At 65.8% G+C, this 25785-nt stretch carries 26 protein-coding genes; 10 read left to right on the top strand and 16 right to left on the bottom strand.

Features of this window, described 5'->3' with window-relative positions; translation table 11 throughout:
- The first annotated feature begins 283 nt into the window (after window positions 1–283).
- Window positions 284–457 carry a CsbD family protein gene (locus ACHQ4I_RS24280; protein WP_420774100.1) on the top strand — a complete coding sequence of 58 codons (174 nt, stop codon included), beginning with the start codon at window positions 284–286 and terminating at the stop codon, window positions 455–457.
- A 100-nt stretch (window positions 458–557) separates the two neighbouring features.
- On the opposite strand, the gene ACHQ4I_RS24275 is transcribed toward ACHQ4I_RS24280, so the two are convergent.
- Window positions 558–1763: an AI-2E family transporter gene (locus ACHQ4I_RS24275; protein WP_420774099.1), complete on the bottom strand. Its 1206-nt coding sequence runs from the start codon at window positions 1761–1763 to the stop codon at window positions 558–560.
- Between the two features lie 423 nt (window positions 1764–2186).
- Here ACHQ4I_RS24275 and ACHQ4I_RS24270 point away from each other — a divergent pair, with 423 nt between their 5' ends.
- The gene (locus ACHQ4I_RS24270; RefSeq protein ID WP_420774098.1) at window positions 2187–2342 is read left to right on the top strand and encodes a DUF6131 family protein; all 156 of its coding nucleotides are present in this window, start codon (window positions 2187–2189) and stop codon (window positions 2340–2342) included.
- Window positions 2343–2589: 247 nt separating this feature from the next.
- On the opposite strand, the gene ACHQ4I_RS24265 is transcribed toward ACHQ4I_RS24270, so the two are convergent.
- The 4 genes from ACHQ4I_RS24265 to ACHQ4I_RS24250 all read right to left on the bottom strand — a co-directional run bounded on the left by ACHQ4I_RS24265 (window position 2590) and on the right by ACHQ4I_RS24250 (window position 4573).
- Window positions 2590–2721, bottom strand: coding sequence for a hypothetical protein (locus ACHQ4I_RS24265; protein ID WP_420774097.1), 132 nt, complete (start codon window positions 2719–2721; stop codon window positions 2590–2592).
- A gap of 100 nt (window positions 2722–2821) precedes the next feature.
- Window positions 2822–3940, bottom strand: coding sequence for a carboxylate-amine ligase (locus tag ACHQ4I_RS24260; protein WP_420774096.1), 1119 nt, complete (start codon window positions 3938–3940; stop codon window positions 2822–2824).
- 91 nt (window positions 3941–4031) lie between these two features.
- Window positions 4032–4187, bottom strand: a complete 156-nt coding sequence (locus ACHQ4I_RS24255; protein ID WP_420774095.1) for a hypothetical protein — start codon at window positions 4185–4187, stop codon at window positions 4032–4034.
- Between the two features lie 152 nt (window positions 4188–4339).
- Window positions 4340–4573: a hypothetical protein gene (locus ACHQ4I_RS24250; protein ID WP_420774094.1), complete on the bottom strand. Its 234-nt coding sequence runs from the start codon at window positions 4571–4573 to the stop codon at window positions 4340–4342.
- A gap of 782 nt (window positions 4574–5355) precedes the next feature.
- On the opposite strand from ACHQ4I_RS24250, the gene ACHQ4I_RS24245 reads away from it, so the two are divergent.
- Entirely contained in the window at window positions 5356–5535 is a 180-nt protein-coding gene (locus ACHQ4I_RS24245; RefSeq protein ID WP_420774093.1) for a hypothetical protein, read from the top strand.
- A 44-nt stretch (window positions 5536–5579) separates the two neighbouring features.
- Here ACHQ4I_RS24245 and ACHQ4I_RS24240 read toward each other — a convergent pair whose 3' ends face one another.
- The 4 genes from ACHQ4I_RS24240 to ACHQ4I_RS24225 all read right to left on the bottom strand — a co-directional run bounded on the left by ACHQ4I_RS24240 (window position 5580) and on the right by ACHQ4I_RS24225 (window position 10728).
- The gene (locus tag ACHQ4I_RS24240) at window positions 5580–6224 is read right to left on the bottom strand and encodes a TetR/AcrR family transcriptional regulator (protein ID WP_420774092.1); all 645 of its coding nucleotides are present in this window, start codon (window positions 6222–6224) and stop codon (window positions 5580–5582) included.
- Window positions 6225–6360: 136 nt separating this feature from the next.
- On the bottom strand, window positions 6361–8523 hold the full coding sequence (locus ACHQ4I_RS24235; protein WP_420774091.1) for a 3-hydroxyacyl-CoA dehydrogenase NAD-binding domain-containing protein: 2163 nt from the start codon (window positions 8521–8523) through the stop codon (window positions 6361–6363).
- Window positions 8524–8547: 24 nt separating this feature from the next.
- Entirely contained in the window at window positions 8548–9759 is a 1212-nt protein-coding gene (locus ACHQ4I_RS24230; protein ID WP_420774090.1) for an acetyl-CoA C-acetyltransferase, read from the bottom strand.
- 474 nt (window positions 9760–10233) lie between these two features.
- Entirely contained in the window at window positions 10234–10728 is a 495-nt protein-coding gene (locus tag ACHQ4I_RS24225) for a phosphoribosyltransferase (protein ID WP_420774089.1), read from the bottom strand.
- Between the two features lie 95 nt (window positions 10729–10823).
- On the opposite strand from ACHQ4I_RS24225, the gene ACHQ4I_RS24220 reads away from it, so the two are divergent.
- Window positions 10824–11408, top strand: coding sequence for an NAD(P)H-binding protein (locus tag ACHQ4I_RS24220; RefSeq protein ID WP_420774088.1), 585 nt, complete (start codon window positions 10824–10826; stop codon window positions 11406–11408).
- Window positions 11409–11428: 20 nt separating this feature from the next.
- On the top strand, window positions 11429–11899 hold the full coding sequence (locus tag ACHQ4I_RS24215; RefSeq protein WP_420774087.1) for a hypothetical protein: 471 nt from the start codon (window positions 11429–11431) through the stop codon (window positions 11897–11899).
- A 132-nt stretch (window positions 11900–12031) separates the two neighbouring features.
- Here the strand turns inward: ACHQ4I_RS24215 and ACHQ4I_RS24210 are convergent, their stop codons facing one another.
- From ACHQ4I_RS24210 to ACHQ4I_RS24185, 6 genes are read right to left on the bottom strand one after another with little or no spacing between them, the layout of a single operon-like run.
- Window positions 12032–14719: a fumarate reductase/succinate dehydrogenase flavoprotein subunit gene (locus ACHQ4I_RS24210; RefSeq protein WP_420774086.1), complete on the bottom strand. Its 2688-nt coding sequence runs from the start codon at window positions 14717–14719 to the stop codon at window positions 12032–12034.
- Complete coding sequence (locus ACHQ4I_RS24205; RefSeq protein ID WP_420774196.1) at window positions 14716–15420, bottom strand: ABC transporter ATP-binding protein; 705 nt, start codon at window positions 15418–15420, stop codon at window positions 14716–14718. Before ACHQ4I_RS24205 ends, ACHQ4I_RS24210 begins: the two co-directional genes overlap by 4 nt.
- A gap of 38 nt (window positions 15421–15458) precedes the next feature.
- A complete protein-coding gene (locus ACHQ4I_RS24200; RefSeq protein ID WP_420774085.1) occupies window positions 15459–16298 on the bottom strand; it encodes an ABC transporter permease in 840 nt (279 codons plus the stop codon).
- A complete protein-coding gene (locus ACHQ4I_RS24195; RefSeq protein WP_420774084.1) occupies window positions 16295–17722 on the bottom strand; it encodes an ABC transporter substrate-binding protein in 1428 nt (475 codons plus the stop codon). Before ACHQ4I_RS24195 ends, ACHQ4I_RS24200 begins: the two co-directional genes overlap by 4 nt.
- Before the next feature lie 16 nt (window positions 17723–17738).
- The gene (locus tag ACHQ4I_RS24190) at window positions 17739–17966 is read right to left on the bottom strand and encodes a 4Fe-4S dicluster domain-containing protein (protein WP_420774083.1); all 228 of its coding nucleotides are present in this window, start codon (window positions 17964–17966) and stop codon (window positions 17739–17741) included.
- On the bottom strand, window positions 17966–18751 hold the full coding sequence (locus tag ACHQ4I_RS24185) for a GntR family transcriptional regulator (protein WP_420774082.1): 786 nt from the start codon (window positions 18749–18751) through the stop codon (window positions 17966–17968). The genes ACHQ4I_RS24190 and ACHQ4I_RS24185 overlap by 1 nt, the downstream gene beginning before the upstream one ends.
- 442 nt (window positions 18752–19193) lie before the next feature.
- Here ACHQ4I_RS24185 and ACHQ4I_RS24180 point away from each other — a divergent pair, with 442 nt between their 5' ends.
- From ACHQ4I_RS24180 to ACHQ4I_RS24160, 5 genes are all read left to right on the top strand, one after another.
- On the top strand, window positions 19194–20786 hold the full coding sequence (locus ACHQ4I_RS24180) for a hypothetical protein (protein ID WP_420774081.1): 1593 nt from the start codon (window positions 19194–19196) through the stop codon (window positions 20784–20786).
- Window positions 20783–21223 carry a FixH family protein gene (locus ACHQ4I_RS24175; RefSeq protein WP_420774080.1) on the top strand — a complete coding sequence of 147 codons (441 nt, stop codon included), beginning with the start codon at window positions 20783–20785 and terminating at the stop codon, window positions 21221–21223. Before ACHQ4I_RS24180 ends, ACHQ4I_RS24175 begins: the two co-directional genes overlap by 4 nt.
- Before the next feature lie 53 nt (window positions 21224–21276).
- Window positions 21277–22413 (top strand): hypothetical protein, encoded by a 1137-nt coding sequence (locus tag ACHQ4I_RS24170; RefSeq protein WP_420774079.1) that lies wholly within the window; start codon window positions 21277–21279, stop codon window positions 22411–22413.
- 23 nt (window positions 22414–22436) lie between these two features.
- Window positions 22437–23009: a hypothetical protein gene (locus tag ACHQ4I_RS24165; protein WP_420774195.1), complete on the top strand. Its 573-nt coding sequence runs from the start codon at window positions 22437–22439 to the stop codon at window positions 23007–23009.
- 90 nt (window positions 23010–23099) lie between these two features.
- A complete protein-coding gene (locus tag ACHQ4I_RS24160; protein ID WP_420774078.1) occupies window positions 23100–23912 on the top strand; it encodes an MBL fold metallo-hydrolase in 813 nt (270 codons plus the stop codon).
- A gap of 5 nt (window positions 23913–23917) precedes the next feature.
- Here the strand turns inward: ACHQ4I_RS24160 and ACHQ4I_RS24155 are convergent, their stop codons facing one another.
- Window positions 23918–25714, bottom strand: a complete 1797-nt coding sequence (locus ACHQ4I_RS24155; RefSeq protein ID WP_420774077.1) for an acyl-CoA dehydrogenase — start codon at window positions 25712–25714, stop codon at window positions 23918–23920.
- Between the last annotated feature and the right edge of the window lie 71 nt (window positions 25715–25785).

The following is a 25785-nucleotide window of genomic DNA, read 5'->3' as shown; positions in this document are numbered from 1 at the left end:
TGACTCCTTGCTAGCTCGACTACCGCTGCACCGATACGGCTCCGGGTCGGTCGAGCGATGACACCCCGATGAGTGGGGGAAGACCATATTGCAAATGGCCCTATCCGAGCGCATACCCAGCTATCGCCGTCCTACGCAGCATCCGGATGGCTTTCGAGGCAGACATCCGACCCGCGACGAGTCGCCCGCGCAGCGGTGTTTGGCTGTTCGAATGCGGGTTATCCGCGAGATGACCGGCTGGAGCCAGTAGGCCGGCCACCTTTCGAACAAAGGGGCCGTGATCATGGGCGCTGTAGACAAGGCAAAGAATAAGGCCGAGGAGCTCTCCGGTAAGGCCAAGGAGAAGTTCGGCGAGGCCACCGACGACAAGGAAAAGAAGCAGGAGGGCAAGACCGATCAGGTCAAGTCCAACCTCAAGGGCGCAGGCGAGAAGGTCAAGGACGCCTTTGGCAACTGACTCGACACTCGCCAGCGTCGGTTACGAGCGGATGGCCCAGGGGGGCCATCCGCTCGGCGAATCGGGCCGTAACCGCCCGCATTTCGCCGAACGCGGGTAGCTAGCGCTCGTCCAGAGACGGCAACACCGTTTCACTGATGATCAGCAGTACCGCGGCAGCGACGGGGATGGCGAGCAGGGCACCGACGACCCCGAGCAAAGCACCACCGAGCAGAACCGACACCACCGTGACGATCGCCGGCACCCGCACGGTTCTGCCGATGATTCTGGGCACCAGTACGTAATCCTCGAACAGCCGCAGGATGATGAAGAAGATGATGGTGGCGACCGTGACGGGCAGGGACACGGTGAGCGCGACCAGGCCCACGATGATTCCGGCCAAGGTGGAGCCCACCACCGGGATCAAGTCCAGCACGGCAACAAGGACAGCCAGCAATAGCGGGTAGGGCACGTCGAAGATCAGCAGCCAGATGAAGGTCAGCACCGCGGTTATCAGCGAAATCAGCAGATTGCCCAGGATATAGCCGCCCACCTTCACGAAGATCTCGTCGCCGATCAGGATCGCCCGAGGTCGGCGCGAGCGCGGGAACAGCCGGTAGATCGACGTTCGAACCTCTGCGAAATTGGCCATGAAGTAGCCGGTGAGCACCGCGACGACCACCGTACCGCTGACGATGCTGAACACGAGGCGGCCCGCGCCGAGGACACCACCGGCCAGCTTCGAGGGATCGGACCCGAGCCCTTGCTGGACTCGGTCCTGGAGATGGAAGCGAGTGTTGAGCGTGTCGATGAGTGGATATCGGCGCGCGAGATGGTCGACGTAGTCCGGAGCGTTGTGGACCAGCGCGCTGCCCTGGGTGACCAGCGGAGGTATCGCGGCCGCGAGGAACCCGGCCAGCAAGCCGATCGCGACCAGGAACACGGCGGTCACAGCAGCCCATCGTGGAAACCACGGTCGAACCAACCACGACACGACCGGTTCCAACCCTATTGCCAGGAACAACGCGACGATGATCAAGACCAGCACTTGGCTGACGGCGATCAGTGCTTGGATCGCGCCGTAGGTCACCGCAACTCCGGCCGCGCCCGCCATGCCGACCATGAACGGCGATCGCGGATCGAATCGTCTCCCGGGCTTGCCCAGCGGGTTCAGCGCCGTTCTGGCCCGCGCCGCCGCCGCTTCCGCGCTGGTGATAGGTCCGCCTTCGTCGGTGGAGTGGGGTTGCGCGACCAGGTCCCGGTGGCCCTGCTCCGTCTCGTCTGGGGTGTGGGGCTCCTCGGGTTCTGGGTCGGTGTCTTCATTCATGGCATGGGCAGATCCGTGACGGTTCGCCGCCCAAATTTCGGTTGCCCCTTGGTCATCTTCGAGCGGCCCTCGGCATGTCCATCACCTCCTGTGCCGCGAATACCCCAACCCAGCCGCCGAAACATCGGTGCGCCGCGCTCGGTTCCCATAACCGACCCATCTTTATGCGGCGCGTCAGAACTCGAACACACCGCCGCAATACCGCCGAGCTGCAACTTCGATAAACAGGGGTGTACATCGCTGATCATGAGGCGTCTACTGGAATATGCAGCACATCGGGTTGGTCGCCGTGGCTGTGTTCGTCCCGTGGCGGTGGTTGGGGTGTGCGCAGTGACGCGTGCTGGCATTGCGCACATGACCGATACCAGCACCGGAGGGTTTCTCGAGCCCTTCGAATACAGCAGCGAAACCAGGTAGCTGGCCATGATCATTCTCGGAGTCATTCTTCTCATCCTCGGGTTCATATTCAGCATCCCGATCCTCTGGACCATCGGAATCGTGGTCCTCGTCATCGGGCTCGTGCTATTGCTGTTGGGGTCGATGGGGCGCGCCGTCGGCGGTCGGCGCCATTACTACTGACCCTTGGATCGCAATTGCTCGGCGCGTGCCGCGAGGACGCGTGCTTCCGGCCAGGATTCTTGTGCCGCAACCAGAATCAGATCCGCACCAGCACTGTCGATCGCATAACCGAGCGTCCATCGAGGGCTGAGCTTGTCAGGCGAATTCGCGGCGATGGTTTTCGCCGAACGTATTTTCGGCCGTGGCCCCGGGCGCGGCGCTGCGGTGACCTAGTCGGCTGCGAGTCGTCGAGCGAGTGCGGCAGCATTCAGTCGTTGTCGTCGTTCGCCGAGGGATTGCCGGTAGATGTGTCCAGGTCTTTGTCCGTGCCCTTGGCTTTGCGATAGAACAGCACCGCGGCGACCAGCACGATGATGCCGATGATCACGAGTAGTTCCATGGATGGGCTCTACCCAGGAGTTCTGTGCTGTAACGCCGGAAACGGGAGGAAACGGTGTTCCTGGAGGAGTGCTACACGCTGGGAGTGATCGCACACGGTTTCAGCACAATTCATCCGCGGACAGGCCGTTTGTCAGCCGGAAGGATTCGACGAGTTCTTTCAGCCCGAGCCTCGCCACGATTCGCTGTCGCGCGGCACCGGTCCCGTGCTGTTCCAGCGCGGTCAGTAATCGCCTTGCCACGGCGGTGTCACCGGCTTCCTCGAGTTCGTCGGCGATCCACGCGATCAGATTGCCCAGCATTCTCAAAGCGGGCACCTGTACTTCTTCGACCGTATCGATCGCGGGTCCGGTGAGACCATGTCGGGCAGCAGACCATACCGCGGCCGCCCCGACCTGTTGGTCGATATGCGGGCCCTCGATTCCGGCTTCCAATTTGCCGACGGCGGTTTGCACCAGCCCGCGTGTCAGTACCGCCTGCAGGACGGCATCGTCGACTGTCGCGGCAGTGTCGGCGGCGCGAACTTCTACGGTGGGATAGGCGTCCGAGGGTCGAGCGAGCCAGAACGACATGTGGCTGTCGATGAGGACGCCGGATTCGATGAGCGTCGCCACTCGATTCTCATAGTCGTCGGCCGAACGCGCATAGGGTGGCAACCCCGAACCGGGGAACCGAGACAGCTCAGCGATCCGCCATGAGCTGTAGCCGGAGTCGTGACCGTTGTGGAACGGCGAATTCGAGCCGACCGCGATCAGGGTCGGTAACCATGGCCGCAGATGGTTGACAACGGCGACGGCCTGGTCGGCCCCGTCCACGCCGACATGTACATGCGCACCGCAGGCGGTATAGGTCTGCGCCATCTCCCGATATCGGTTGTGGATACGCGCGTATCTGCTGTCCTCGGTGCCGCCGAAGTACGGGGTGTTGCAGATAGGCGCGTAGCCGATCGGGAGAACGGATAGTTTGCAGTCGTGCCCGGCGGTGGCGAGCTTTCCGCGGGCCGCACGCAAATCCGAACGCAGTGTTTCCATCGTCGTGTGTACCAGGCTGACCGACTCGATCTGAACGCGCTGCAGCTCCGGTTTGAATCTGTTCGATTCATCGGGATCGAGGTTCGTCCGCATCCAGTCGAGAACCGCGTCCACCCCCGCGACCGGCACTCCACCGACGTCGAGTAGGAGAAACTCTTCCTCGAATCCCACTGTGCGCCGTTGCCACATCGGAGCTACCTTCGTCGCGAATACTCCTGCCACGCCGACATACCCGCGAAATATTGTGGCAAACACCTGGCAGTCATGACCCGGGGGCATCTCAGCGCGTATGAGTGCGGATGATCGCAGGGTGGACGTGCAGCACCGTGGGCAGCGTGCCAACAAAAACAGTGGTCGAGGCTTGATCGATGACCGCGGCATCCGCGCGGCATATCGTGAGGTCGCAGCCGATCAGGGGCCGCTCCAGCGAAGACAACAGGCGGGTCCGATGGTCGATGCGGCGGGCAGTGGTGCGGAGGCAACCTGCGCACCACTGCCGGTGTGATACACGCCCCGACCACTGGGCCAGGTGAGGCCGACGAGGCAGTCCAGCTGCTCTGCGGGGCGCACTATCGACTGTGTGGCCACCTACCGAGCGAGTCGCTGCCGGAGCAGTTCCTTACCCTGCTCGGCGCCCTTGCGGCTTTCGCCCTGTGCACGCCGGAAGAAGTCGGCCAATTCGGCATCACCGGCGCGGTCGGCGTCCTGGGCGTAGGTCTGCATCCGCAGTGCGTTACTCAAACACGCTTCGGTGAACCAGATCAGGTTGTAGTCCTTGTCGAGAGTGCCGGTCGCACCACCGGTCTCGGTCGATGCAGTCATCGCTTCGATACCTTTCCTGTTGTTTCCACTGACAATTCGGCGCTACCCGTGCCATCGACCGCGAAACCGGTCAGGCCGTCTATGTCCGGTGCCGCAGCCGATATCGCTGGGATGGCCCCATGCGGCGGCCGTTCGTGGCGGTCGCATGCCGGGCCAGCGAATACCAATGGCAGGGGCCGGGTTTGATGAACCCAGCCCCCCTTTCTCGTTGTTCCGACGTGGACGCGAAACGCGATCCACTCTCACGCCCTACCCACTCACACCGTCCCGAACCTGAACTCGCCAACATCTCGGAGGCATCAACGCCTGAACGAAATATGTTGTGTAACAGTCTGTTTAGAAATGCCGAAGATCAGTTTCCGGTGCGCCGCACCGTCGCCTGGCGGATACTGCATGCTGAGACGCCCGGGGAGCCGCCCCGGATCGACGTCGCCCGGCGCGCTGCTACTCGCTCGGCACCCGCGGGCTCCTCCTGGTCATCGCCGAACCCTCGATATGGGCGACCACGTGGCTGGCCGGTGGCCTCCTCGCCGGTTCGGTCGCGGCTGGCCATGTGGGCATTCATCGAACTCAGGGTCATGCCGGCTGGCGTGAATCGACGTTGGTGAAACACTGCTGCGATAGCGATGCATTCGCTACGATCTGGTCGTTCCGGTGAATCGGAATGCCTCATCGACGGCACAAGCGTCTGTGTTGCCGTTGCTCGCTGTAGACCGGACAGGGAGTTCCCGGAGACCGAATCCCTGTACCAAACATCATCAGCCTGGCAAAGGGAGCCAGTAATGAAGCGAACCGACGCAACAGCCCCCGCATTCGCATTACTCTCGCATGTCCGCGCGGCGGGCTTCGTCTCCGTGGACCACTTCATCGCGACGCTACGAGTCGACCCGCTGGCGGATACAACCCAGCTACCACCCCTCGCTCTGGCCTTATCGTCTCGCCCCGGACGGCATCGCAAGTGAGCTGCCGTGACCGTTCGGTCTTGCCGGCTGCTGCTACCAATCGTTCAGGGCTGTTGGAGCGGGACCTGGGACAGGCCGCCCCAGCACAGGTCGGTAGCGATGGCGACGGCGTCGGGTTTCGGTACAGGGCGATGTGCGTCGAGCCAGGACGCCGCGGTAAATCGCAGCATCCCCACTAGACCGGTGGCGATCGTCGAGATGTGGTGTTCGTGGGTGTTCGTCCCAGCGGGCGCGATCGCGTCGCGTATCGCGTCGACGCAGTGGGTGGTAGCTCGCGCCAGTCGGTATTCCACCGATGGTTCGGTGGCGACCGGGGATTCGAAGACGAGGTGGAAACCTGCCGGGTCGGAGTCGGCGAAGTCGAAATAGGTTTGCGCGATCGCGGACAGACGTGCCCGGCGGTTGCCGGTGAGAGTGGAGGCGGTCTGAATGGCGGGCACGAGGGTGTCGAGGCGGGTTTGCAGGACCGCCAGGTAGAGGTCGAGCTTGCTCGGGAAGTGCTGGTACAGAACAGGTTTGCTCATGTAGGCCGCGTGGGCGATCTCGTCCATGGCCGTGGCGTGGTAGCCGCGGTTGGCGAATATCTCTGCGGCGGTGGCCAAGATCTGCTGTCGGCGGTGGCGTAGGCGAGCCGTTCGGGTGTCCACCGAAGACCGGGTGCACACCTTCTCGTTCAGGATTGGGCTCATCGCATCTTCTTTCGAGCTGTGCGCAGCCGCATGCCGAGACCACCGGGCCGGTGCGTCTTTGGGGGAGAGGACGCACCGGCTGGCGTCACGGTGAGCGGGCGACGAGGTCGGTGGCACACCGGGTCAGCGGTGTGGGTCAGTAGGCCTCGCCCGCTGCGGCCTTGGCGCGCAGCGATTCCGGGACCTCGAACCGGTCGCCGTAGGCGGCGCGCAGTTCGTCGGCGCGGGCGACGAAACCGGCCGAGCCGCCGTCGTACTGGTTGATGTACTGGATCACGCCGCCCGTCCAGGCCGGGAAACCGATGCCGAAGATGGAGCCGATATTGGCGTCGGGCACGGTGCGCAGCACGCCCTCGTCGAAGCAGCGCACGGTGTCCAGAGCCTCGGCGAACAGCATCCGTTCCTGCATGTCGATGAATGAGATGCCGTGGTCTTCGGTGGTGTACTTCTCGATCAGACCCGGCCAGATGCCGAGCTTCTTGCCGGTCTCGTCGTATTCGTAGAAACCGCGGCCCTCGAGCCGGCCGGGGCGCTGGTAATCGTCGACCATGGCGTCGATGAGGTCGTAGGCCTTGGAGTCGACCCAGCGGCGGCCTTCGGCGAGGAAGTTCTCGCGCAGGCTGCGCCGGATCTTCTGCGCCAGCTTCATGTTGATCTCGTCGGTGAGCGCGAGCGCGCCGACGGGGTAGCCGGCCTGGGTGGCGGCCTGTTCGACGGTGGCCGGGTGCACGCCCTCGGCCACCAGCGACTGCGCCTCGTCCATGAACTGGCCGATGACGCGGCTGGTGAAGAAGCCCCGGCTGTCGTTGACGACGATCGGCGTCTTCTTGATGGCGAGTGTGTAATCGATTGCGCGGGCGATGGCTTCGTCGCTGGTCTGCTCGCCGACGATGATCTCGACGAGGGGCATCTTGTCCACGGGGGAGAAGAAGTGCAGGCCGATGAAGTCTTTGGGCCGCTGCACGCCGGTGGCCAGATCGGTGATGGGCAGGGTGGAGGTGTTGGAACCGAGTAGCGCATCGGAGTCGACGATGTTCTCGATCTCGGCGAAGACCTTCTTCTTCAGGCTCGGGTCCTCGAAGACGGCCTCCACCACGAAGTCACAGCCCGCGGCGTCGGCCGGATCGGCGGCCGGGTGAATGCGCGCGAGCACTTCGTCCCGCTTCTCCTGGGAGATCCTGCCCTTGGCCAGCGCCTTGTCGAGCAGTTTGCGCGAGTAGTCCTTGCCGCGTTCGGCGGCCTCGAGGGTGACATCTTTGAGCACGACCTGCATACCGGCTTGGGCCTGCACGTAGGCGATGCCGGCGCCCATCATGCCCGCGCCGAGCACGAGTACCTTCTCGGGCTTGCGGACCGGGTGGCCCGCGGGCCGGCTGCCGCCCTTGTTGATGCTGTTCAGGTCGAAGAAGAACGCCTTGATCATGTTGGTCGAGACCTGGCCGCAGATCAGGTTGGCGCAGTAGCGGGTCTCGATCCGGAAGGCGGTGTCGATGTCGACCTGCGCACCCTCGACCGCTGTGGCCAGCACGGCGATCGGCGCGGGCATGGGCGCGCCCTTGAGCTGCTTGCGGATATTCGCGGGGAAGGCGGGCAGGTTGGCCGCGAGCGCGGGTGTGGCCGGGGTGCCGCCGGGAATCTTGTAGCCCTTCACATCCCACGGCTGCGCGGCCTCCGGGTTGGCCTTGATCCAGGCGCGGGCGGAGTCGAACATCTCCTCGCGGGTCGCGGCGACCTCGTGAATGATGCCGACCTGCAACGCCTTCGCGGGCTTCATACGCTGACCCTGACCCACCACGTTGAGCACGGCGTTGGTGATGCCGAGCAGCCGCACGGTGCGGGTCACACCGCCCGCACCCGGCAGCACGCCGAGCGTGACCTCGGGCAGACCGAGCAGGGAACCCTTGGCGTCCAAGGCGATTCGGCGGTGACAGGCCAGCGCCACTTCGAATCCGCCGCCGAGCGCGGTGCCGTTGATGGCGGCGACCACCGGCTTGCTGATTGTCTCCAGCCGGCGGAACGCGGCCTTGTAGGTGTCCAGGCCCGAGGCGATGGCCGGTGCGTCCTGCGGTCCGGCGTTCATCAGCAGGTTGAGATCGCCGCCGGCGAAGAAGGTGTCCTTGCCGGAGGTGAGGATGACGCCGTCGTAGCTGTCGCGCTCGGCTTCGAGCCGGTCGACAGTGGCGGTCAGATCCCGGGCGAACGCCTCGGTCATGGTGTTGGTGGCCTGGCTGGGGTCGTCGATGGTCAGCACCAGCACCCGGTCCGCGCCGAGTTCCCAGGCAATCATGTTCTCGCTCATTGATTTTCCTTTATTCCCGGCCGGTCAGACGCGCTCGATGATGGTGGCGATACCCATGCCGCCGCCGACGCACAGCGTGATCAGCGCGCGCTCGGCGCCGCGGCGTTCCAGCTCGTCGACCATGGTCCCGGTGATCATGGCGCCGGTCGCGCCGAGCGGGTGGCCCATGGCGATGGAGCCGCCGTTGACGTTGATCTTCTCGTCCGGAATGCCCAGCTTCTTCTGGTAATTCAGCACGACCGACGCGAACGCCTCGTTGAGCTCGAACAAGTCGATGTCGTCGACGGTCAATCCCGCTATGGCGAGCGCCTTTTCGGTCGCCGGGACGGGTCCGGTGAGCATGATGGTGCTGTCTGCGCCGCTGACGGCACCGGCCACGATGCGGGCGCGCGGGGTCATCCCGGCCCGGCGACCGGCCTCCTCGGTGCCGATGAGCACCAGCGCCGAACCGTCCACGATGCCCGAGGAATTGCCCGCGTGGTGCACGTGGTCGATCTTCTCCACCCAGTGATAGCGCTGCAGCGCGACCGCGTCGAAGCCGCCCATCTCGCCCATGGCGGCGAACGAAGGCGACAGTCCCGCAAGGCTTTCCACCGTGGTGTCCGGTCGCATGAACTCGTCGTGGTCGAGGATCACCGCACCGTTGATATCGCGCACCGGCACCACCGACTTCGCGAAGTAGCCACCCGCCCACGCCGCCGCGGCCCGCTGCTGCGACCGCACCGCGTAGGCGTCGACGTCTTCGCGCGAGAACCCCTCGATCGTCGCGATCAGATCCGCGCTCACGCCCTGCGGAACGAAGTAGGTCTGGTAATTGGTCGCCGGGTCCATGGGCCAGGCACCGCCGTCGGAGCCGAGCGGCAGCCGAGACATGGACTCGACGCCACCGGCGATCACCAGCTGATCCCAGCCCGAACGCACCTTCTGCGCGGCGGTATTGACCGCCTCGAGCCCGGACGCGCAGAACCGGTTGAGCTGCACCCCGGCCACGGTATCCGGCAGCCCCGCCGCCAGCGCCGCGGTTTTCGCGATATCGCCGCCCTGATCGCCGACGGGGGAGACCACGCCCAGCACGACGTCATCGATCGTCCGCGGATCCAGGCCGGCGTGGCGGGCCCGCAGCTCGTCGATCAGGCCGACGACCAGGTCGATCGGCTTGACGCCGTGCAACGCGCCGGTCTTCTTGCCGCGACCGCGCGGGGTCCGGATCGCTTCGTAGATATATGCCTCGGTCATGACTTCCTCGAAGTGGTCGACGGGTGTCGGCGGACCGCGCCGCAGGTGCAGGGGTGGCCGCCGAACCCGCGTGTGCCGGTGACAGCGCAACTATTGGCGTTGTGCCAATAGCTTGCGATGTTGTTGGCAGCATGTCAATATCGGCTCGAGTGGTGTGCTTCACATTCGCCGATCGGCGAAATAGCCTCTCAGACCCGGCGTGAGGTGCGGGCGAAGCGGCCCGTGGTGGTTCCGGTCCAGCGGATGAAGGCGTGGGTGAAGGCGGAGGCGTCGGAGGTGCGTCGAACACCGGCTCGCAGCCGAGGATCTCGCGAATCGGGGGCGGGGGCTATAACGGGACTTGATCGAACTTCGCGACCGGGTCAATGCGCTCGGCGCGCGTCTCGACGCCGCGACGGCCGAGCGAGCCGGCAAGTATTCGAACACCGTCGGCGCCCCGCCTGGATGCCCGGGCGCGCCGAAGTGTGTGCCGGGTCAGGCCTCTGGGATGCGGGCTTTTCGATCGACGACCGGTGGTTCGGTGGACCAGGGGAAGTTGATCCAGCGGTCGGTGCGTCGCCAGACGTATTCGCAGTCGACCTTGGAACGCGGCTTCTGGTAGATGACCGCACAGCGGACCTCGGCGACGTGGTCGACGCAGAAGTCGCGCACGAGCTCGAGTGTGGCGCCGGTGTCGGCCACGTCGTCGGCGATCAGGACCGTCGCACCGGCCAGGTCGACCGCCTGCGGGACCGGCGGCAGCATGACGGGCAGGTCGAGGCGCTGATCGATGCCGGTGTAGAACTCCACGTTCATCACGTGCAGGTTCTTCACGTCCAGGGCGTAGCCGAGAGCACCGGCGACGAACAGGCCGCCGCGCGCGATGGAGAGGATCAGATCCGGTTCGAACCCGTCCTTGGCGATCTCGGTCGCGAGCTGGCGGCTCGCCGTCCCGAACAATTCCCAGGTCAGCACTTCCCGATCCGACATGGATCCTCCATCTTCCGCGACGCCACTGGCTCTAGAGCATAAGACCAGCTACATCGTGCTCCCACCACATGGAATCCGGGAACTAGGGTGGACGGGTGCGGATCTTTTTGGCCGGTGCGACCGGCGTTATCGGAACCCGGTTGTTGCCCTTGTTGATCGAGGCCGGACATGAGGTGGCGGGGATGACGCGGTCGGCGGCCAAGGCCGATCAGGTGCGCGCCGCCGGTGCGGAACCGGTCGTCTGCGATGTGTACGACCTCGACGCGCTTACCGCGGCGGTCGTAGCCTTTGGCCCCGAACTGGTGATGCACCAGCTCACCGATCTCCCCGACGATGCCGCGCTGCTGCCGGAACTCGCCGGTGCGAATGCGCGCATCCGCGAGGAAGGCACCCGCAATCTGATCGCCGCCGCACAGGCAGCGGGCGCGAAACGCTTTCTCGCCCAGAGCATCGCGTGGGATCCGCCCGCCGGCCGCGGCGCGGTTGTCCAGGCGCACGAGGCCGCCGTGCTCGATATCGGCGGTGTGGTCGTGAAGTACGGCCAATTCTATGGCCCGGGAACATATTACGAGGCCGAGCCGCCCGCTGATCCGCGAGTGCACGTGGATGATGCTGCCGCGCGGACGGTTTCATTGGTGGATGCGGCCAGCGGCGTGGTTGTTATCGCGGATCCCGTCTGATCCCTGGGCCCGACCGAGTGATGGACGACTGGCGGCTCCGGGTCGTGGCCGTGCCGGTCGGTTTGGAATACGGTGGCTGGTGGCCGATCACCCTGATTCGCCACCACCCGCCGAAGGAGACCCGCTTGCGCAACATGCTGCTCGTCACGTCCGTACTCGGTGCCGCACTGGTTGCGGTGCTGCCCGTTGGGGCGGCCGGTGCTCAGGCGCCCGGCGATGGTGCGCTGAAGGTGCAGGCGACCACCGGCACCGATCAACTGGCGGTCACGGGCGTCGCGGTCGGCATCACCACATGCGCCGCCGGACCGGTGTTGGCTACCGTCACGACCGGCCGCGACGGAACCGTGACGCAAACCTTCCCGAGCGGGTGCTACCAGGCGCAGGTCACCTCCGTCCCATCCGGCTGTGAGCTGGCGAGCATCGCCTACGTTCAGGTCAACGTGACCCCGGGCACGACACCGGTTGCCAGCTTCCAATTCCGCTGCGCATAAACCGATTCGATCGATGCACACGGGGTTCGCCGACCTACGCGCCCCTAGTGCCGCGTCCAAATAGCTTCGGCCGTATCGAGCCGCGGGAGTTCCGGCGAGCGTAGTCGAATGGTGGTCGGCCACACCGCATCACTACGCTCGGCGAGCAGCCGGAGTGAGCGCACGGCGAGCGTAGGCGCGCACATCCGCGTCGGTGTCGTCGGTGGCCAGCTTCAGTGCGTCGTGTGCGGACCCACTGTGCGGCCAGGTGGTCAGCGACAGTACCGCCGCCTTGCGCACGTCGAGGTGCGGATCGTGCAAGGCGTCGGAGAGTGGGGTGACCGCGAAATCGGGGTCGGCACCCGCGAGGCCCCGGGCCGCGCCGACCCGGACCTGCCATGCGGAGTGTCCGAGTGCGTCCGCGAGAAGTTTCGCATCGTCTTGTACGACAACGAGATTCGCGAAGGCAGCCAGGGCGGCGGCGCGTACCAGCGGATCCGGGTCCTGAGCGAGGTCCCGTGCGGTGTCCGCGCCGTGGCCGCCGATCGCCGATAGTCCGTGCGCGACGGCGATGCGGACTTCACGGTTCTCATCGTCGGCCGCGGACGAGACGGCCCGCCGGTCATCGAGGGAAACCAGCGCCCGCACCGCTTCGATGCGCACCCGGTGATCCGAATCATTCAGCGCCGCGGTGAATTGCGCTGCCGATCCGGATCGCCGGGCGCGCAGCAGATCGACAACGGTGGCGCGGACGACCGGGTCGGGGGAGTCGATCCGGTCGGCGAGGCCCGCCACATCGGGCAGCACCTCAACGAGTTCGCGCAGACTCGCCGCGGCGGCCGCGCGGACCGATGCCGCGGCATCATCCAGTGCGCCGACGAGAATCGGTGCGAATCCCTCGGGTGTGTTTTCGGTCAGTACGGACAGTGCGGCCACACGAACGCCCGCGTCGGCATCGGTAAGGTAGGTCGAAAGATCCTGCACTGTAGGCGAATCCAGGGCGAGCAGGGTGACGAGCCGGGGTGACGGCGGTCTCGTCGTGGTGCGGATGGTGCGCGGTGCGTCTGCCGGTGCGCGGCCGCCTATGAGTTCGGGCTGCTGAACGGGGACGACGGTCGAATCGGCCGAGGGCAGGTCGTCGAGTCCGGGCACCGGAACCAGATACGGCGCCACCGGGCGCTTCAGGAATTGCATCGCGCCGTCGGAGTCCTTGCGCAGGTTCAGGTGATAGCGCCACTCGTTGTCATCGCGCTCCGGCAGATCCGCGCGTTCGTGGTACAGGCCCCAGCGGGATTCGGTGCGGGTCAGCGAGCTGCGTGCCGCCATTTCGGCGCAGTCGCGGATGAACGACACCTCGACCGCGCGCATGAGCTCATGCGGTGTGCGGGCGCCGATTTCGGCGATCTCACCACGCATCCGCTCGAAGGTCTCGACCGCGATCGAGAGTTTCGCGGCCGTCTTCGGTGGCGCCACATAGTCGTTCACGAATCGGCGCAGCTTGTATTCGACCTGGGGCTGTGGCGGGCCGTCCGGCTGTCGCAGCGGTCGGTAGATCAGCTCGTGTGCCTCGGCCAGCTGGGATTCCGGAAGTTCGACGGGCGCATCGACTTCGGACAATGTTGATGCGGCATGCCCACCCGCCAGATCACCGAAGACGAATGCTCCGATCATGTAGTTGTGCGGTACACAGGCCAGATCACCTGCCGCATACAGCCCGGGCACCGTGGTGCGGGCATGTTCGTCGACCCAAACACCGGATGCGGAATGTCCACCGCACAAACCGATTTCGGAGATATGCATTTCGATATCGTGAGTGCGGTAGTCGTGCCCGCGATTGGCGTGGAAGGTGCCACGGGTCGGGCGTTCGGTGGTGTGCAGAATGCCTTCGAGTGCGGACAGGGTCTCGTCGGGCAGGTGCGACACCTTGAGATAGATTGGCCCGCGAGCGGATTCGATCTCGCGCTTGACTTCCGACATCATCTGCCCGGACCAGTAGTCGGAGTCGACGAAGCGTTCGCCGTGCGCGTTCACCTGGTACCCGCCGAACGGATTGGCCACATAGGCGCAGGCCGGACCGTTGTAATCCTTGATGAGCGGATTGATCTGGAAGCATTCGATGCCGCTGAGCTCCGCGCCCGCGTGATAGGCCATCGAATATCCGTCGCCTGCGTTGGTCGGGTTCTCGTAGGTGCCGTAGAGATAACCCGATGCGGGCAGCCCCAATCGGCCTGACGGCCCGGTCGCCAGGATCACCGCCTTCGCGCCTACCGCCACGAATTCGCCGGTGCGCGTATGCAATGCGGCGGCTCCGACCGCGCGACCGGCGTCGGTGAGCACCCTTACCGGCATGAGCCGGTTCTCGATGCGGATCTTCTCGCGCATTTTGCGTTGGCGCAGTACGCGATACAGCGCCTTCTTCACATCCTTGCCCTCGGGCATCGGCAGCACATAGGACCCCGACCGGTGCACCCGGCGCACCGCGTACTCGCCGTACTCGTCCTTCTCGAACTTCACGCCGTAGCGTTCGAGTCGCTGCACCATGGCGAAGCCGCGGGTGGCGGTCTGGTAGATGGTGCGCTGGTTGACGATTCCGTCATTGGCCCTGGTGATCTCGGCGACGTAGTCCTGCGGCTCGGCCTTGCCGGGAATCACCGCATTGTTCACACCGTCCATGCCCATGGCGAGTGCGCCGGAGTGCCGCACATGCGCCTTCTCCAGCAACAGCACATCGGCGCCCGCCTCGGCGGCGGTCAGCGCGGCCATGGTTCCGGCGGTGCCGCCGCCGATGACGAGCACATCGCAGTCGAGCCGGATCCGATCGGATAGCTCGGGAATGTTCACAGCTTCTCCAAGATTTCGGCCTTCACGGACCGGCGGTCGACCGACGCACGCGGCTCGGGTACGTCGATAAGGCTGTGCAGCGCGCCGTTACCGAGCACCGCGATGCGGTCGCCGAGCAGCAGGGCCTCGTCCAGGTCGTGGGTGACGAAGACGATGGTGGTCGGATGGGCACGCCAGGTGTCGATCAGCAAGCGCTGCATGGTCGCCCGGGTCTGGGTGTCGAGTGCGCCGAACGGTTCGTCCATCAGCACCGCGCGCGGCGATCCGGCGAGGCTGCGCGCCAACTGAACTCGCTGGCGCATACCGCCGGAGAGATCGCGCGGGAGATAGTCGGCGTAGCCGGTGAGCCCGACCTCGTCCATCCAATGCCGGGCGGTCGCCTTGCGTTCGGTGCGCGGTACTTTGCGCAATTGCAGTGCGAGCTCGATGTTCTGGCGCGCCGTGCGCCAGGGCAGCAGCGCATCGTCCTGGAAGATCAGGGCGCGGTCGGCGGAGGGGCCGGCCACCGCAACGCCGTCGGCGCGGATCACGCCCCGGTCCGGCTTGCGCAGTCCGGCGATCGCGCGCAGCAGCGTCGACTTGCCGCAGCCGGATTTGCCGACCACGACCAGGATTTCGCCGGGTGTGATGGTCAGCTCGAGGTTTTCGAGCACCGTCTTGCCGCCGTAGGCGATGCGAATTCCGTTCAGGCTCAATCGCATTCCGGTTGTGGTCGCGGTCGTGGGGGTGGTTGTCGTGGTCATTCGGTGACCTCCCTCGGCAGCCAGCGGGTGATCCGGCGTCCGGCCAGTTCCACGATTCCGGAGGTGCCGAAGCCTAGGACGCCGATGGTGATCATGCCGACGAACACCGCCGGATAATCGACGATGGTGTAGGCCTGCCAGGTCCGGTAGCCGATGCCGAGCCGCCCGGAGATCATCTCCGCCGAGATCAGGCAGATCCACGCCACGCCCATGCCCACCGACAGACCGCTGAAGACGCCGGGCAGAATGCCCGGAAACGCCACCCGCACCAGGACATCGGTGCGGGATGCGCCCAGTGTGCGCAGTGCGTCCTCCCAGATGGTCGGCAGCGCCCGCACCGCGTGTCGGGTGCTGACCAGCACCGGGAACACCGATGCCATGAACGTGATGAAGACGATTCCGGATTCGTCGCTCGGGAACATCAGGATCGCCACCGGCACCAGCGCGATGGCCGGGATCGGCCGCGCCAATTCGGTGAGTGGCCCGAACACGGCGGCGAAGAGCCCGGAGCGGCCGAGGGCGATGCCCGCGACCACGCCGACCACGGCCGCGAGGCCGAATCCGGTGAGAATCCGGATCAGCGATTGCGCGACATCGACATAGAACTGGTCCGATTGCAGCTGCTTGCCGAATTCGCGGATGATCTCGGTGACCGTCGGCAGCGTGTCGAAACGCAGCCACCACCGCACATTGTTGGCGGTGAGCAGCTGCCACAGTCCGACCGCGGCCGCCACCGACGTCACCTGGAGCACCCGAGTGCGCCACGCGGAAGTCCCACGGGCCTCGGCGGTTTCCGCGTCGTCGGCCGCGGCGGGGCCGACCAGCGCCGCTGTCATGATCGGACTTCCGTGACAGCCTGGTCGTAGGAGATCGCCACCGCGGCCGGATGCGTTTGCCGATACCGTTGCGCGGCAGCGGGTGTCGTGAACGGCAGGAAGCTGTCGCCATCGCGCAACCACACCGCCTTATCGGCGAACCAGCGCGTGCCGAGTTCGGCATCGGGCACATAGGCGGCGCGGATCACCTTGCCCTGTGCCTTGGCTGCCTGGACCGCGCGCAGCAAGCAGGTCGGATCCGCGGCGGGCTGCGGTTGTTGTGTGCCATCGATCCACAGCTCACCGGCCTGGGCGGTGTTGCTCACCGGACGCGCGCAGATCGGGTCGGTACCGGTGACGCGGCTCGGGTTGGCAGTGGTCGCCACCGCCTGGTCGTAGTCGCCTATTCCGTTGTCGGCGAAGGACTTGCGCAGCGGGGCGGGATCGACGAACTTATCGATATCGAGTTCGGCGAAGTCGCCGATCGACTTCAGGTACTGCACATCGGCTTTGAACGCAGCGATCAGTCCGGGCTTGAGCGTGGTGTCGAAAGATGTTCCGCCGGGCCCGTTGTAGAGGTAAACGACCTCCTGTGGCAATCCGGAACCGTCGGCGACGATTTTGGCTGCCTCGAAAGGCTTGTCGCTCGAGAACTTCGTAGCATCGAGCTGGGCGGCGAGGAAGGCCTGCAGCACCTCGGGATGATCAGCGGTGTAGGAGCGCCGCGCGACCACGCCGTGGAAGGTGGGCACACCCAGTTCCGCGCCGTCGTAGAGCAATTTCGCCTTGTTCTGGAAGACCAGCAGCCCGGGCCAGGCCACGAATTGCGCGAGCGCGCCGACCTGATGTGATTCCAGTGCGGTTGCCCCGATCTGCGGCTGCTGGTTGAGCACCTCGACGCCCTTGGCCGGATCGACGCCCGCACGTGAGAGCGCCTGAACCAAGGTCCCGTGCCCGGCCGAGCCGACACTGGCCGAAATCTTCTGTCCGGCTAGTTCGCCGATCGCGGTTGCCGTCGAATCCTGCGGCACCACAACCATATTGAGCGCACCCTTCGGGTTGTATCCGGTCACCGATACCAGCGCGGTCTTCGCTCGCTCATTGGACTGGGTGCGAGATCCGTTGATCAGCAACGGATAATCGCCCATCGACCCGATATCGATCTTCTCGGCGAGCATCTGCGCGGTGATCGGCGCGCCGGTGTCGTAGTCCTGCCACTCCACCTGATACTTGGCGCCGCCGCTGTCGGTGATCTTCTGCAGCCGCTGCTCCAGATAGCCCTGGGCCTTCAGCAGGGTGCCCGCGGTGACGGTATTGATGGTCTTGGACTGGTAGCCGATGACGACCTTGACGGTTCCGGCGGGGGTGTTGTCCGAACTCTGTAGGGAGCAGCCCGCCGCGGCGATTGCGAGGGCGAGGAGCAGGGGCGCGAGGCGTTTCTTCATGGGACTTCCGGATCGTTCAGCGCAGCAGATAGGGCATATTGACGGTGACGGCGCCGGTGGGACACCGGGCCGCGCACGGGCCGCAGTACCAGCACTCGTCCACGTGCATGAAGGCCTTGCCGTTGTCCGGGTTGATGGCCAGCGAGTCGAGCGGGCAGATCTCCACGCACAGTGTGCAGCCCTGAATGCAGCGGGATTCATCGATGGTCACCGGGATGTCGGTGCGTTGGTTCGCCAGTGCCATCAGATGACCTTCCATTCGGATGTGCTGCGGATCAGACTGCCGCGCATGGTGATTCGATCCCCGCGCATCCGGATGTACTCCAGATCCACCGGTCGGCCGTCGTCGAGACGGGTCAGCCGTTCGAGCATCAGCAGCGCCGCACCCTCGGGTGCCTCCAGGGTGGCGGCGGTGTGCGCGTCCGCGGTAATCGCTTCCAGCGCAAGGTCGGCCGAGCCCAGCGGCCCGCCGCTGATCTGTTCGATGAGCACGAAGATGTCGTTGGTCTCGAGATCGTGACCGAGGACCTCGGTGCCGATATCGGGGGCGAGATAGGTCAGATCCAGGCTCAGCGGTAGATCCGCGAGATAACGCAGTCGCTCGATATACACCACGCGCTCACCGGGATTCAGCCCCAGCTTGCGCGCGACGGCGGGCGGCGCGGTGATATGCATCGCCGCGCGCACCTCGTTGCGCACCGTGCCGTGGCCCTTCAGCGTCTCCTGCAGCCCGAGCAGCGCGTCCAGCCCGTGATCGTATTTGCGTCGCGCGACGCGGGTGCCCACCTTCGGCACCCGATCGATCAACCCTTCGTCCTTGAGCAGCGCGAGCGCGTCCCGCACGGTGTTGCGGGACGCGTCGTATTCCGCGACGAGCTGCTGTTCACTCGGCAGCATTTCATCGAACGCCCCCGCATGGATCTGATGACGCAGCACGTCGGCTATCCGGCGCGCCTGGTCGGCCCGCAACCGTCGCACGGGCGTCGCCTCGGCTCCCACCTCCGCCACCTTTCTCTCGCTGACCTGCATGGACAGCGACGATAGTTGGCGCGCGGGCTCGCGAAACCCGTCCGGCGGGCCGCGCAAATCAGGGGATGTTATTCCGCCGCCCACGACCGGCCCTGACCTGGGCAGATGGCGCCCGGAGCGGCAATTGCGCCACCCTGTTCACGGCCAGCGAGTTTCGATCACGCAGATTCGAATGACCGGTCGGCCAGGGGATACGCAACCACGCCTCGATCTCCGCGCTCGCCTGTGCCGGGAGGGCGGGCTCCGGACGCAGTCCGGCCACGATCGCGTCGATACCACGCAACCCCGCCCGCTTCTCGTTGGCGGTCCATTCGCCGACAGCACCGCGGCGAGCTCGGGGACAATCCGGATGGTCGCCCAGTGCGGCATCACTCCCGCGGGGGAGGCGAAATCCCCGCTGGGGGTGATGTTCTCGTGGGGGCGCGTCCCTATCATGGCGGGCGTGGCTGTTGTCGCCGGTGTTGTTCGCTGTCGCGCTTTGCTGGTGGCGGGGGTGTGTGCGTTGTTGGTGTCGGTCGGGATGGGGTCGGCGTGCGCGGATTCGGCTGCCTCGGGCGCTGATGTTTCGGTGGCCCAGTCCCTCGGTGATCGGGAGCTCACGATCGTATTGCGCCGGGTGACCAGTGTGCCGGGGCCGTTGCGGGTGGATGTGGTCACCCATGCCGGCACCGCCGCCGGGCGGCTCACCCTCGCGGCGACTCCGACGGGTGTGACGACGGGCTCGTCAGTGCCCGCTCCGGGTGCGCCCACCGCGCAGGCGGTTGTCGAACTCGGCGATACATCCGGAATGTATTCGGCCACCGTGCCCATGGATCGGGCCGGGCCGTGGGAGTTGGCCGTCGGCGACGGTGCGCGGGTGGCGCGGATTCCGTTCATCGTGCCCGCGCAGGTGACCTCCCCGCCCGAGCGCCTGGTCTATGCCGGATTTCTGATGGCGGGCGTACTGCTGCCCGTCGCCCTGGTGATCGCGATTCGCGCTCGGCGCAGCGGGTGGGCACTGCTCCCGGCCGCCGGGATGGTGGCAGGGATCGCGGTTTCGGTGACCGCCGCATTGCTCTCGTCGTCGCTGCCACTGCCTCCACAACCTGGCGGTCAACTCGATCCCACGGTGGACAATGTCACCGATCCCTATGCCCTGAATCAGCCATTGATATCGGACTTCTCGCGGCCGCCGGTCCTGCTCACTGTCGCGGGTGGACCCGTAAATGCCGGGCGGCCAGCCGATCTCGACTTGGCGCTGATCGATGCGGCCACCGGTGCACCGGTCGATGATCTGCTCGTCCACGACAGTGCGCTGATGCATTTGCTGCTGGTCGGGCCGACCGGGCAGCTGTCGCATCTGCATCCGATCCGGATCGGACCTGGTCGCTATCAGGTCCACCTGGCCGCACCGGAGGCCGGGCGATACGCGCTGTCCGCGGAGTTGGCGCGGCGCGGTGGTGGCGTTCAGATGGTCCGCGCGGCAGGCGGTTTCACGGTCCTGCCCGGTGATGCGGCACCGCAATCCGCCAGCGCACCGGTGCATCTCGGTTCCGGTGACAAGAGCGCGTCGATCGTCATCGATGGAAATCCGGTCACCATCAGGACGACGACTGCGGTCGCCGGAGCGCCGACCACCATTACCGCCGAATTCGGCGACACCGCCGACCTGCAACCGTGGCTCGGCATGGTCGGGCACATGATCATGGCAGGGCCATTGCCGGCCGATGCGGATATCGCTGCGGCAGTGCAGAACTCGCCCATCTGGGGACACGCGCACTCGATGGGCGCGACATCGATGCAGGCCATGCCCGACATGGATATGCCGGGTATGGATATGACCGAGCCCGCCGCGAGCCGGGGAACCATGCTGATGCCACCCGTCAACGGCGAGAGCGCACCCGACGAGACGGTCGCCGCGTATGGACCCGACGTTCCCTTCACATACACCTTCCCGCTCGCGGGCCGGTATCGACTCTGGATCCAGGTCGCAAGGCACTACACCGTGCTCACCGTCCCGCTTGTCCTCGATGTCGCGGCGGGAGCACAACGATGAGCGCACCCGAATCCGCCATCAGGACAACCGATCGCCGTGTGCTCCTTGCCGGGGGAGCAGTGCTCGTCGTCGTGATCGCCGCGATCGCCTGGCTGGTCTGGCCGAGACCATCCGGTGCACTCGTGCTGAAATCCGGTACTCCACACCATCTCGTCACGGTCACCATCGATAACCTTCGAATCGGCAGCACCGACATCGATATCACTGTCACCGACCGTGCCGGTGCCACGAAAGGCCATGCCGCAGTGCGGATTCAAGCGAGCCAGCCGCTCATGGGCTATGCGGGACAACCGATCATGGTGGTGGCCGCCGAGCCGGGACACTTTCACGCCGCCGCGGTGCCACTGATGATGACCGGCCCGTGGGAGCTTCGCCTGTCGATCGACGAGCACGACGGCGTCGACGAACTCACGGTGCCGCTCTGGGTCGGCGGCTGAAAACATTCGCAGATCACCGAAGAACCGTCGGAGCACGAGAGATGAGGACCGCTATGAGCACGCCGGCACCACCCGAGGCGATCGCAGCCGACGCCGGACCGAACATCACCGCCTCCGATGACAGCACCGCGGCCCGCGTCGGCTCCTGGGGCGTATTACTCGGCACCGCGGTCACTCTGGTCGGCCTCAGCTGGGATATCCAGTGGCACAACGAAGTCGGACCGGACACCTTCTTCACCCTGCCGCACCTGTTCCTGTACTCCGGCAGCGCGATATCCGGATTCGCCAGCCTGGCCATGGTGCTCATCGCCACCGCCGCCCAACGTGCCGGTCGGCAGGTACCCCCGTTGGGCGGCACCCCCATCCGAGTCTTCGGCAGTAACCTCACCGCACCGCTCGGCTATATGATCGCCGGTGCGGGCGCCGCATTGTTCCTGTTGTACGGCCTGCTCGACCTGGAATGGCATTCGATCTACGGCTTCGACGCGGTCCTCAACACCCCGTCGCACGTCGCACTGTTCCTCTCGATCTCGCTCACCATGATCGGCAGCATCATCGTCTTCGCGGCCCACCGCGACCACCGCTGGGGCCGGATCGGCCTTGTCCTCGCGATTCCGATCCTGATCACCTTCGCGCCGATCCCCACCAACGCCCTGAACAACCTGAACCTCCCCGCCAGCCCGACCATCTTCGGCACGGTCCTGTTCGGACCGATGCTGCTCATCCTCGGCGCGGCGCTGCTGGCTCGTCCGGGCGGCGCGGTCGCCATCGCCGCCGCGCTCGGCGTCATGCAGGCGCTGCTGTGGTGGTTCTCGCCGTGGGCTGCGGAAACCTATGCGTCGGCGATCGGTCTGCCGCTGCGCGACGGTCTCACGGGGCGGCCGCCGGATCTGCCGGTCATGATGCCGATGTTCCTGATCGTCGCGGCCGCCGCCGTCGAGGCGCTGTTCTGGCTGGCCCGTACCCGCGGTTTCGATGCCAGGAAGATCGTATTGGTGGCCGGTGTGGTGACCGGTGTGATCGTCGGCGTGACGTTTCCGCTCCAGCTGGCCTTCACCCACGCCATGTCGCACATCGCAGTCGGCGAGATCGTGACGGTCACGCTGCTCGGCATTCCGCTGGGCTTGCTCGCCGGATTCCTGGGCGGCCGGTTCACCACCATGCTGCCCGCGGTGGGGCAGGCGCAATGAGTACGGCATCGCATAGCGATTCGATGAGGGGTGGTGGCCGGGTGGCGGGTGGGCCGGTACTTCGCAGACTCGCCGTCACAGTGCTGACGGTGATCACCCTGTCCCTGATCGCGATCGCCCCCGCATCCGCCTACGCACCGGTCGATATCGTGCACACCGAACGTGTCCAGGTGGGTCCGTACGGCGTCACCGTCGGGTTCTCCACTTGGCCCATCCGCGCGATGAAATCGCTGGACTTCACCTTCATGCCCGATGGCGGCATCGCCGAGAAGTCCGGGACGCTGAAGTTGGCCGGACCCGCGGTCAAACCGGGCCGCCGCGCCACGCCGCTGGTCCGCCATCCCCGCAAGCGCGACTCCTGGGGCCTGGACGTCAAGGCCTTCGATGCCCCTGGCACCTACACCTTCACCTTCGTGATGGACGGTCCGCTCGGCCATGGCGAAGGAACCCTCGGCAATGTGACAGTCCTCGACCAGCCCGGACCGCCGCTGCCACTGAGCTGGACGATCGGCACCCTGCCGCTGCTCGGCCTCGTCGTATTCCTCGCGGTGGTCTGGCGTAGGACCCGACCCGGGCGCCGACCACTGGTTATCTGAGCGCGGGTCGTTCGCGCGAACCCGGCGGCTGCGGCCGCGCCGGGCGGTACGCTCGGCGGACCTGGCAATGACGGCGGGGAGGTTGCGGCGATGACTGTGCATCATCTCGACTGCGCGACGATGTGCCCGTTCGGCGGGCGGACATTGATGGGTAGCGGCGGGTTGGTCCTCGGATCGATTGTCGGGCACTGCCTGCTCGTCGAGGGCAGCGACGGACTGACGCTGGTGGACACCGGATTCGGGACCGCCGATGTGGCGAATCCGCGGCGGCTCGGGTTCGGCATGAAGACACTGCTGGGGGCGCGACTGACCTGGGAAGGGACCGCGGTGCAGCAGGTACGGCGGCTCGGCTATCGGCCCGAGGATGTCCGGCGGATCGCGGTGACGCATCTCGATCTCGACCACGCGGGCGGGCTCGGCGACTTTCCCGACGCGCAAGTGCATGTGCTGGAAGCGGAATGGCATGCGGCCACGCATCCGGTCTTCTTCGACAAAATGCGGTATCGGCAGCCGCAGTGGGCGCACGGGCCGCGGTGGGTGAAGCATCGGGCCGATGGGGAATCCTGGTTCGGACTCACGGCCATTCCGCTCACCGACGACATCCTATTGATCCCCTTGCCCGGACATACCCGTGGACACACCGGAATCGCTGTGCGACAAGGGGATCGGTGGTTGCTGCACTGCGGGGATACCTACTTCCACCGCGATCAGCTGACACCCGGACATGCGGTGCCGCCGATGTGGCCGCTCTACCACTGGATAAACGATTCTCAGCCGCAGGTGCGCAAGGAGAGCCTGGCGCACCTGCGGTCACTGCGCGCCGAGCACGGCGATGCGGTGAGCTTGTTCTGTGCGCACGACCCGCACGAACTCGCCACTATGCAGTCCGATCAAGCGCACTGAGCAGATCAGAACCAAGCGTCGCGCATATCCAGCGTGGTTCGGTCCATCAGCTCCAGCAGATCCAATTGCGGTGCGGTCTTGGGCAATTCGTAGCGGAAGAAGTAGCGGGCCGCCGCGCGCTTGCCGTCGTAGAAGTCGCCCGCCTTGCCGTGCGCGGCCAGCGCCTGCTCGAGCCAGATCCAGGCGACCACCACGTGGCCGAATGCCTCCAGGTAGATACTCGAATTCGCCATCGCGGCGGCGATATCACCGGAGCCGAACATCCAGCCGGTGACGGTGAGCAGACGCTGCCATACCGCGTCGAGTTGACCGCCGAATTCGGTCCACTCGCCGCCCGCCTCGGTAGCCGCGAGCACGGTCCGCTCGATCTGTGCGGCCAGTAGCCGCAGGCTGGCGCCGTCGTGCTGGATCACCTTGCGGCCCAATAGATCTAGACCTTGGATGCCGTGGGTGCCTTCGTGGATGGGGTTCAGGCGGTTATCGCGGTAGTGCTGTTCGACATCGTATTCGCGCGTGTAGCCGTAGCCGCCGTGCACCTGGATGGCGAGGTTATTGGCCTCGAGACACCATTGGGAGGGCCAGCTTTTGGCCACCCCGGTGAGGATTTCCAGCAGCAGGGTGTGGTCGCGCTTCGCGGCCGGATCCTCGGTGGTGCGTTCCAGATCGACGAGCCGGTTGCAGTAGAGCAGCAGGCCGAGTGCGCCCTCGACATAAGCCTTCTGCGCCAACAGCATTCGCCGCACGTCCGTGTGTTCGATGATCGGCACCTGCGGTGTGGACGGATCCTTGGCGGTGACCGCGCGGCCCTGGCGGCGTTCGCGGGCGTAGTCGAGCGATTTCAGATATCCGGTGTAGCCCAAGGCCGTTGCGCCGAGGCCGACGCCGAGTCGCGCCTCGTTCATCATGTGGAACATGTAGGACAGGCCGCGATGGGGTTCGCCGACCAGATAACCCACCGCACCCGCCGCGCCGTCCGGGGTGTGCTTGCCCTCACCGAAATTCAGCACCGTATTGGTCGTGCCGCGGTACCCCATCTTGTGGTTCAACCCGGCCAGCACCACATCGTTGCGCGGGCCGAGCGAACCGTCCTCGGCCACCAGGAATTTCGGCACGACGAACAGGGAGATGCCCTTGGTGCCGGCCGGTCCGCCGGGAATCTTGGCCAGTACCAGGTGCACGATATTGTCGGTGAGCTCGTGATCACCGCCGGAGATCCACATTTTCGAGCCGAACAGCCGATAGGTGCCGTCGGTCTGCGGCTCGGCGCGGGTGACGATATCGGCCAGCGACGAACCTGCCTGCGGCTCGGACAGGCACATCGTCCCGGTGAATCTGCCCTCGACCATGGGCTTGACGAAGCGGTCGATCTGCTCCGCAGTGCCGTGTGCGGCAAGGAGATTGGCATTGCCGACGGTCAGGAAGAGGTAGCCCGCGGTGCCGACATTGGCCGCCTGGAACCAGCAGAACCCCGCCGCCTCCAGGGTGGCGGGCAACTGCAGCCCGCCGATCTCCTCGTCCATCGCGGCGCCGATGAGATTCGCCTTGCTGAAGGCCTCGATGGCGGCCTTGACCTCCGGGATGATGGTGACCCGCTCGCCGTCGAAGGTCGGCTCATTGCTGTCGTTGCGCTTATTGTGCGGCGCGAACTGCTGGGTGGCCAGATCCTCGCAGAGGTCCAGGAAGCCGTCGAAGGTTTCCCGGGAGTGTTCGCCGAACCGGGGCAGCGTCGTCAACTCCTCGACCCGCAGCCATTCGTAGAGCAGGAAGTCCAGGTCCCTGCGGGAGATCAAGGTCGAGCGCACGGGCACATCCTCTCGCGGTGGCGGAACACTGGCCCAGACGGGCCTGCTGCTCGTCCGGGTCGATTTGGTAC

The sequence above is a fragment of the Nocardia nepalensis genome, from assembly GCF_048910785.1.
Classification (GTDB): Bacteria; Actinomycetota; Actinomycetes; order Mycobacteriales; family Mycobacteriaceae; genus Nocardia; species Nocardia nepalensis.
The sequence above is the reverse complement of the archived record's forward strand: the minus strand, read 5'-3'. Positions and strand labels throughout refer to the sequence as shown.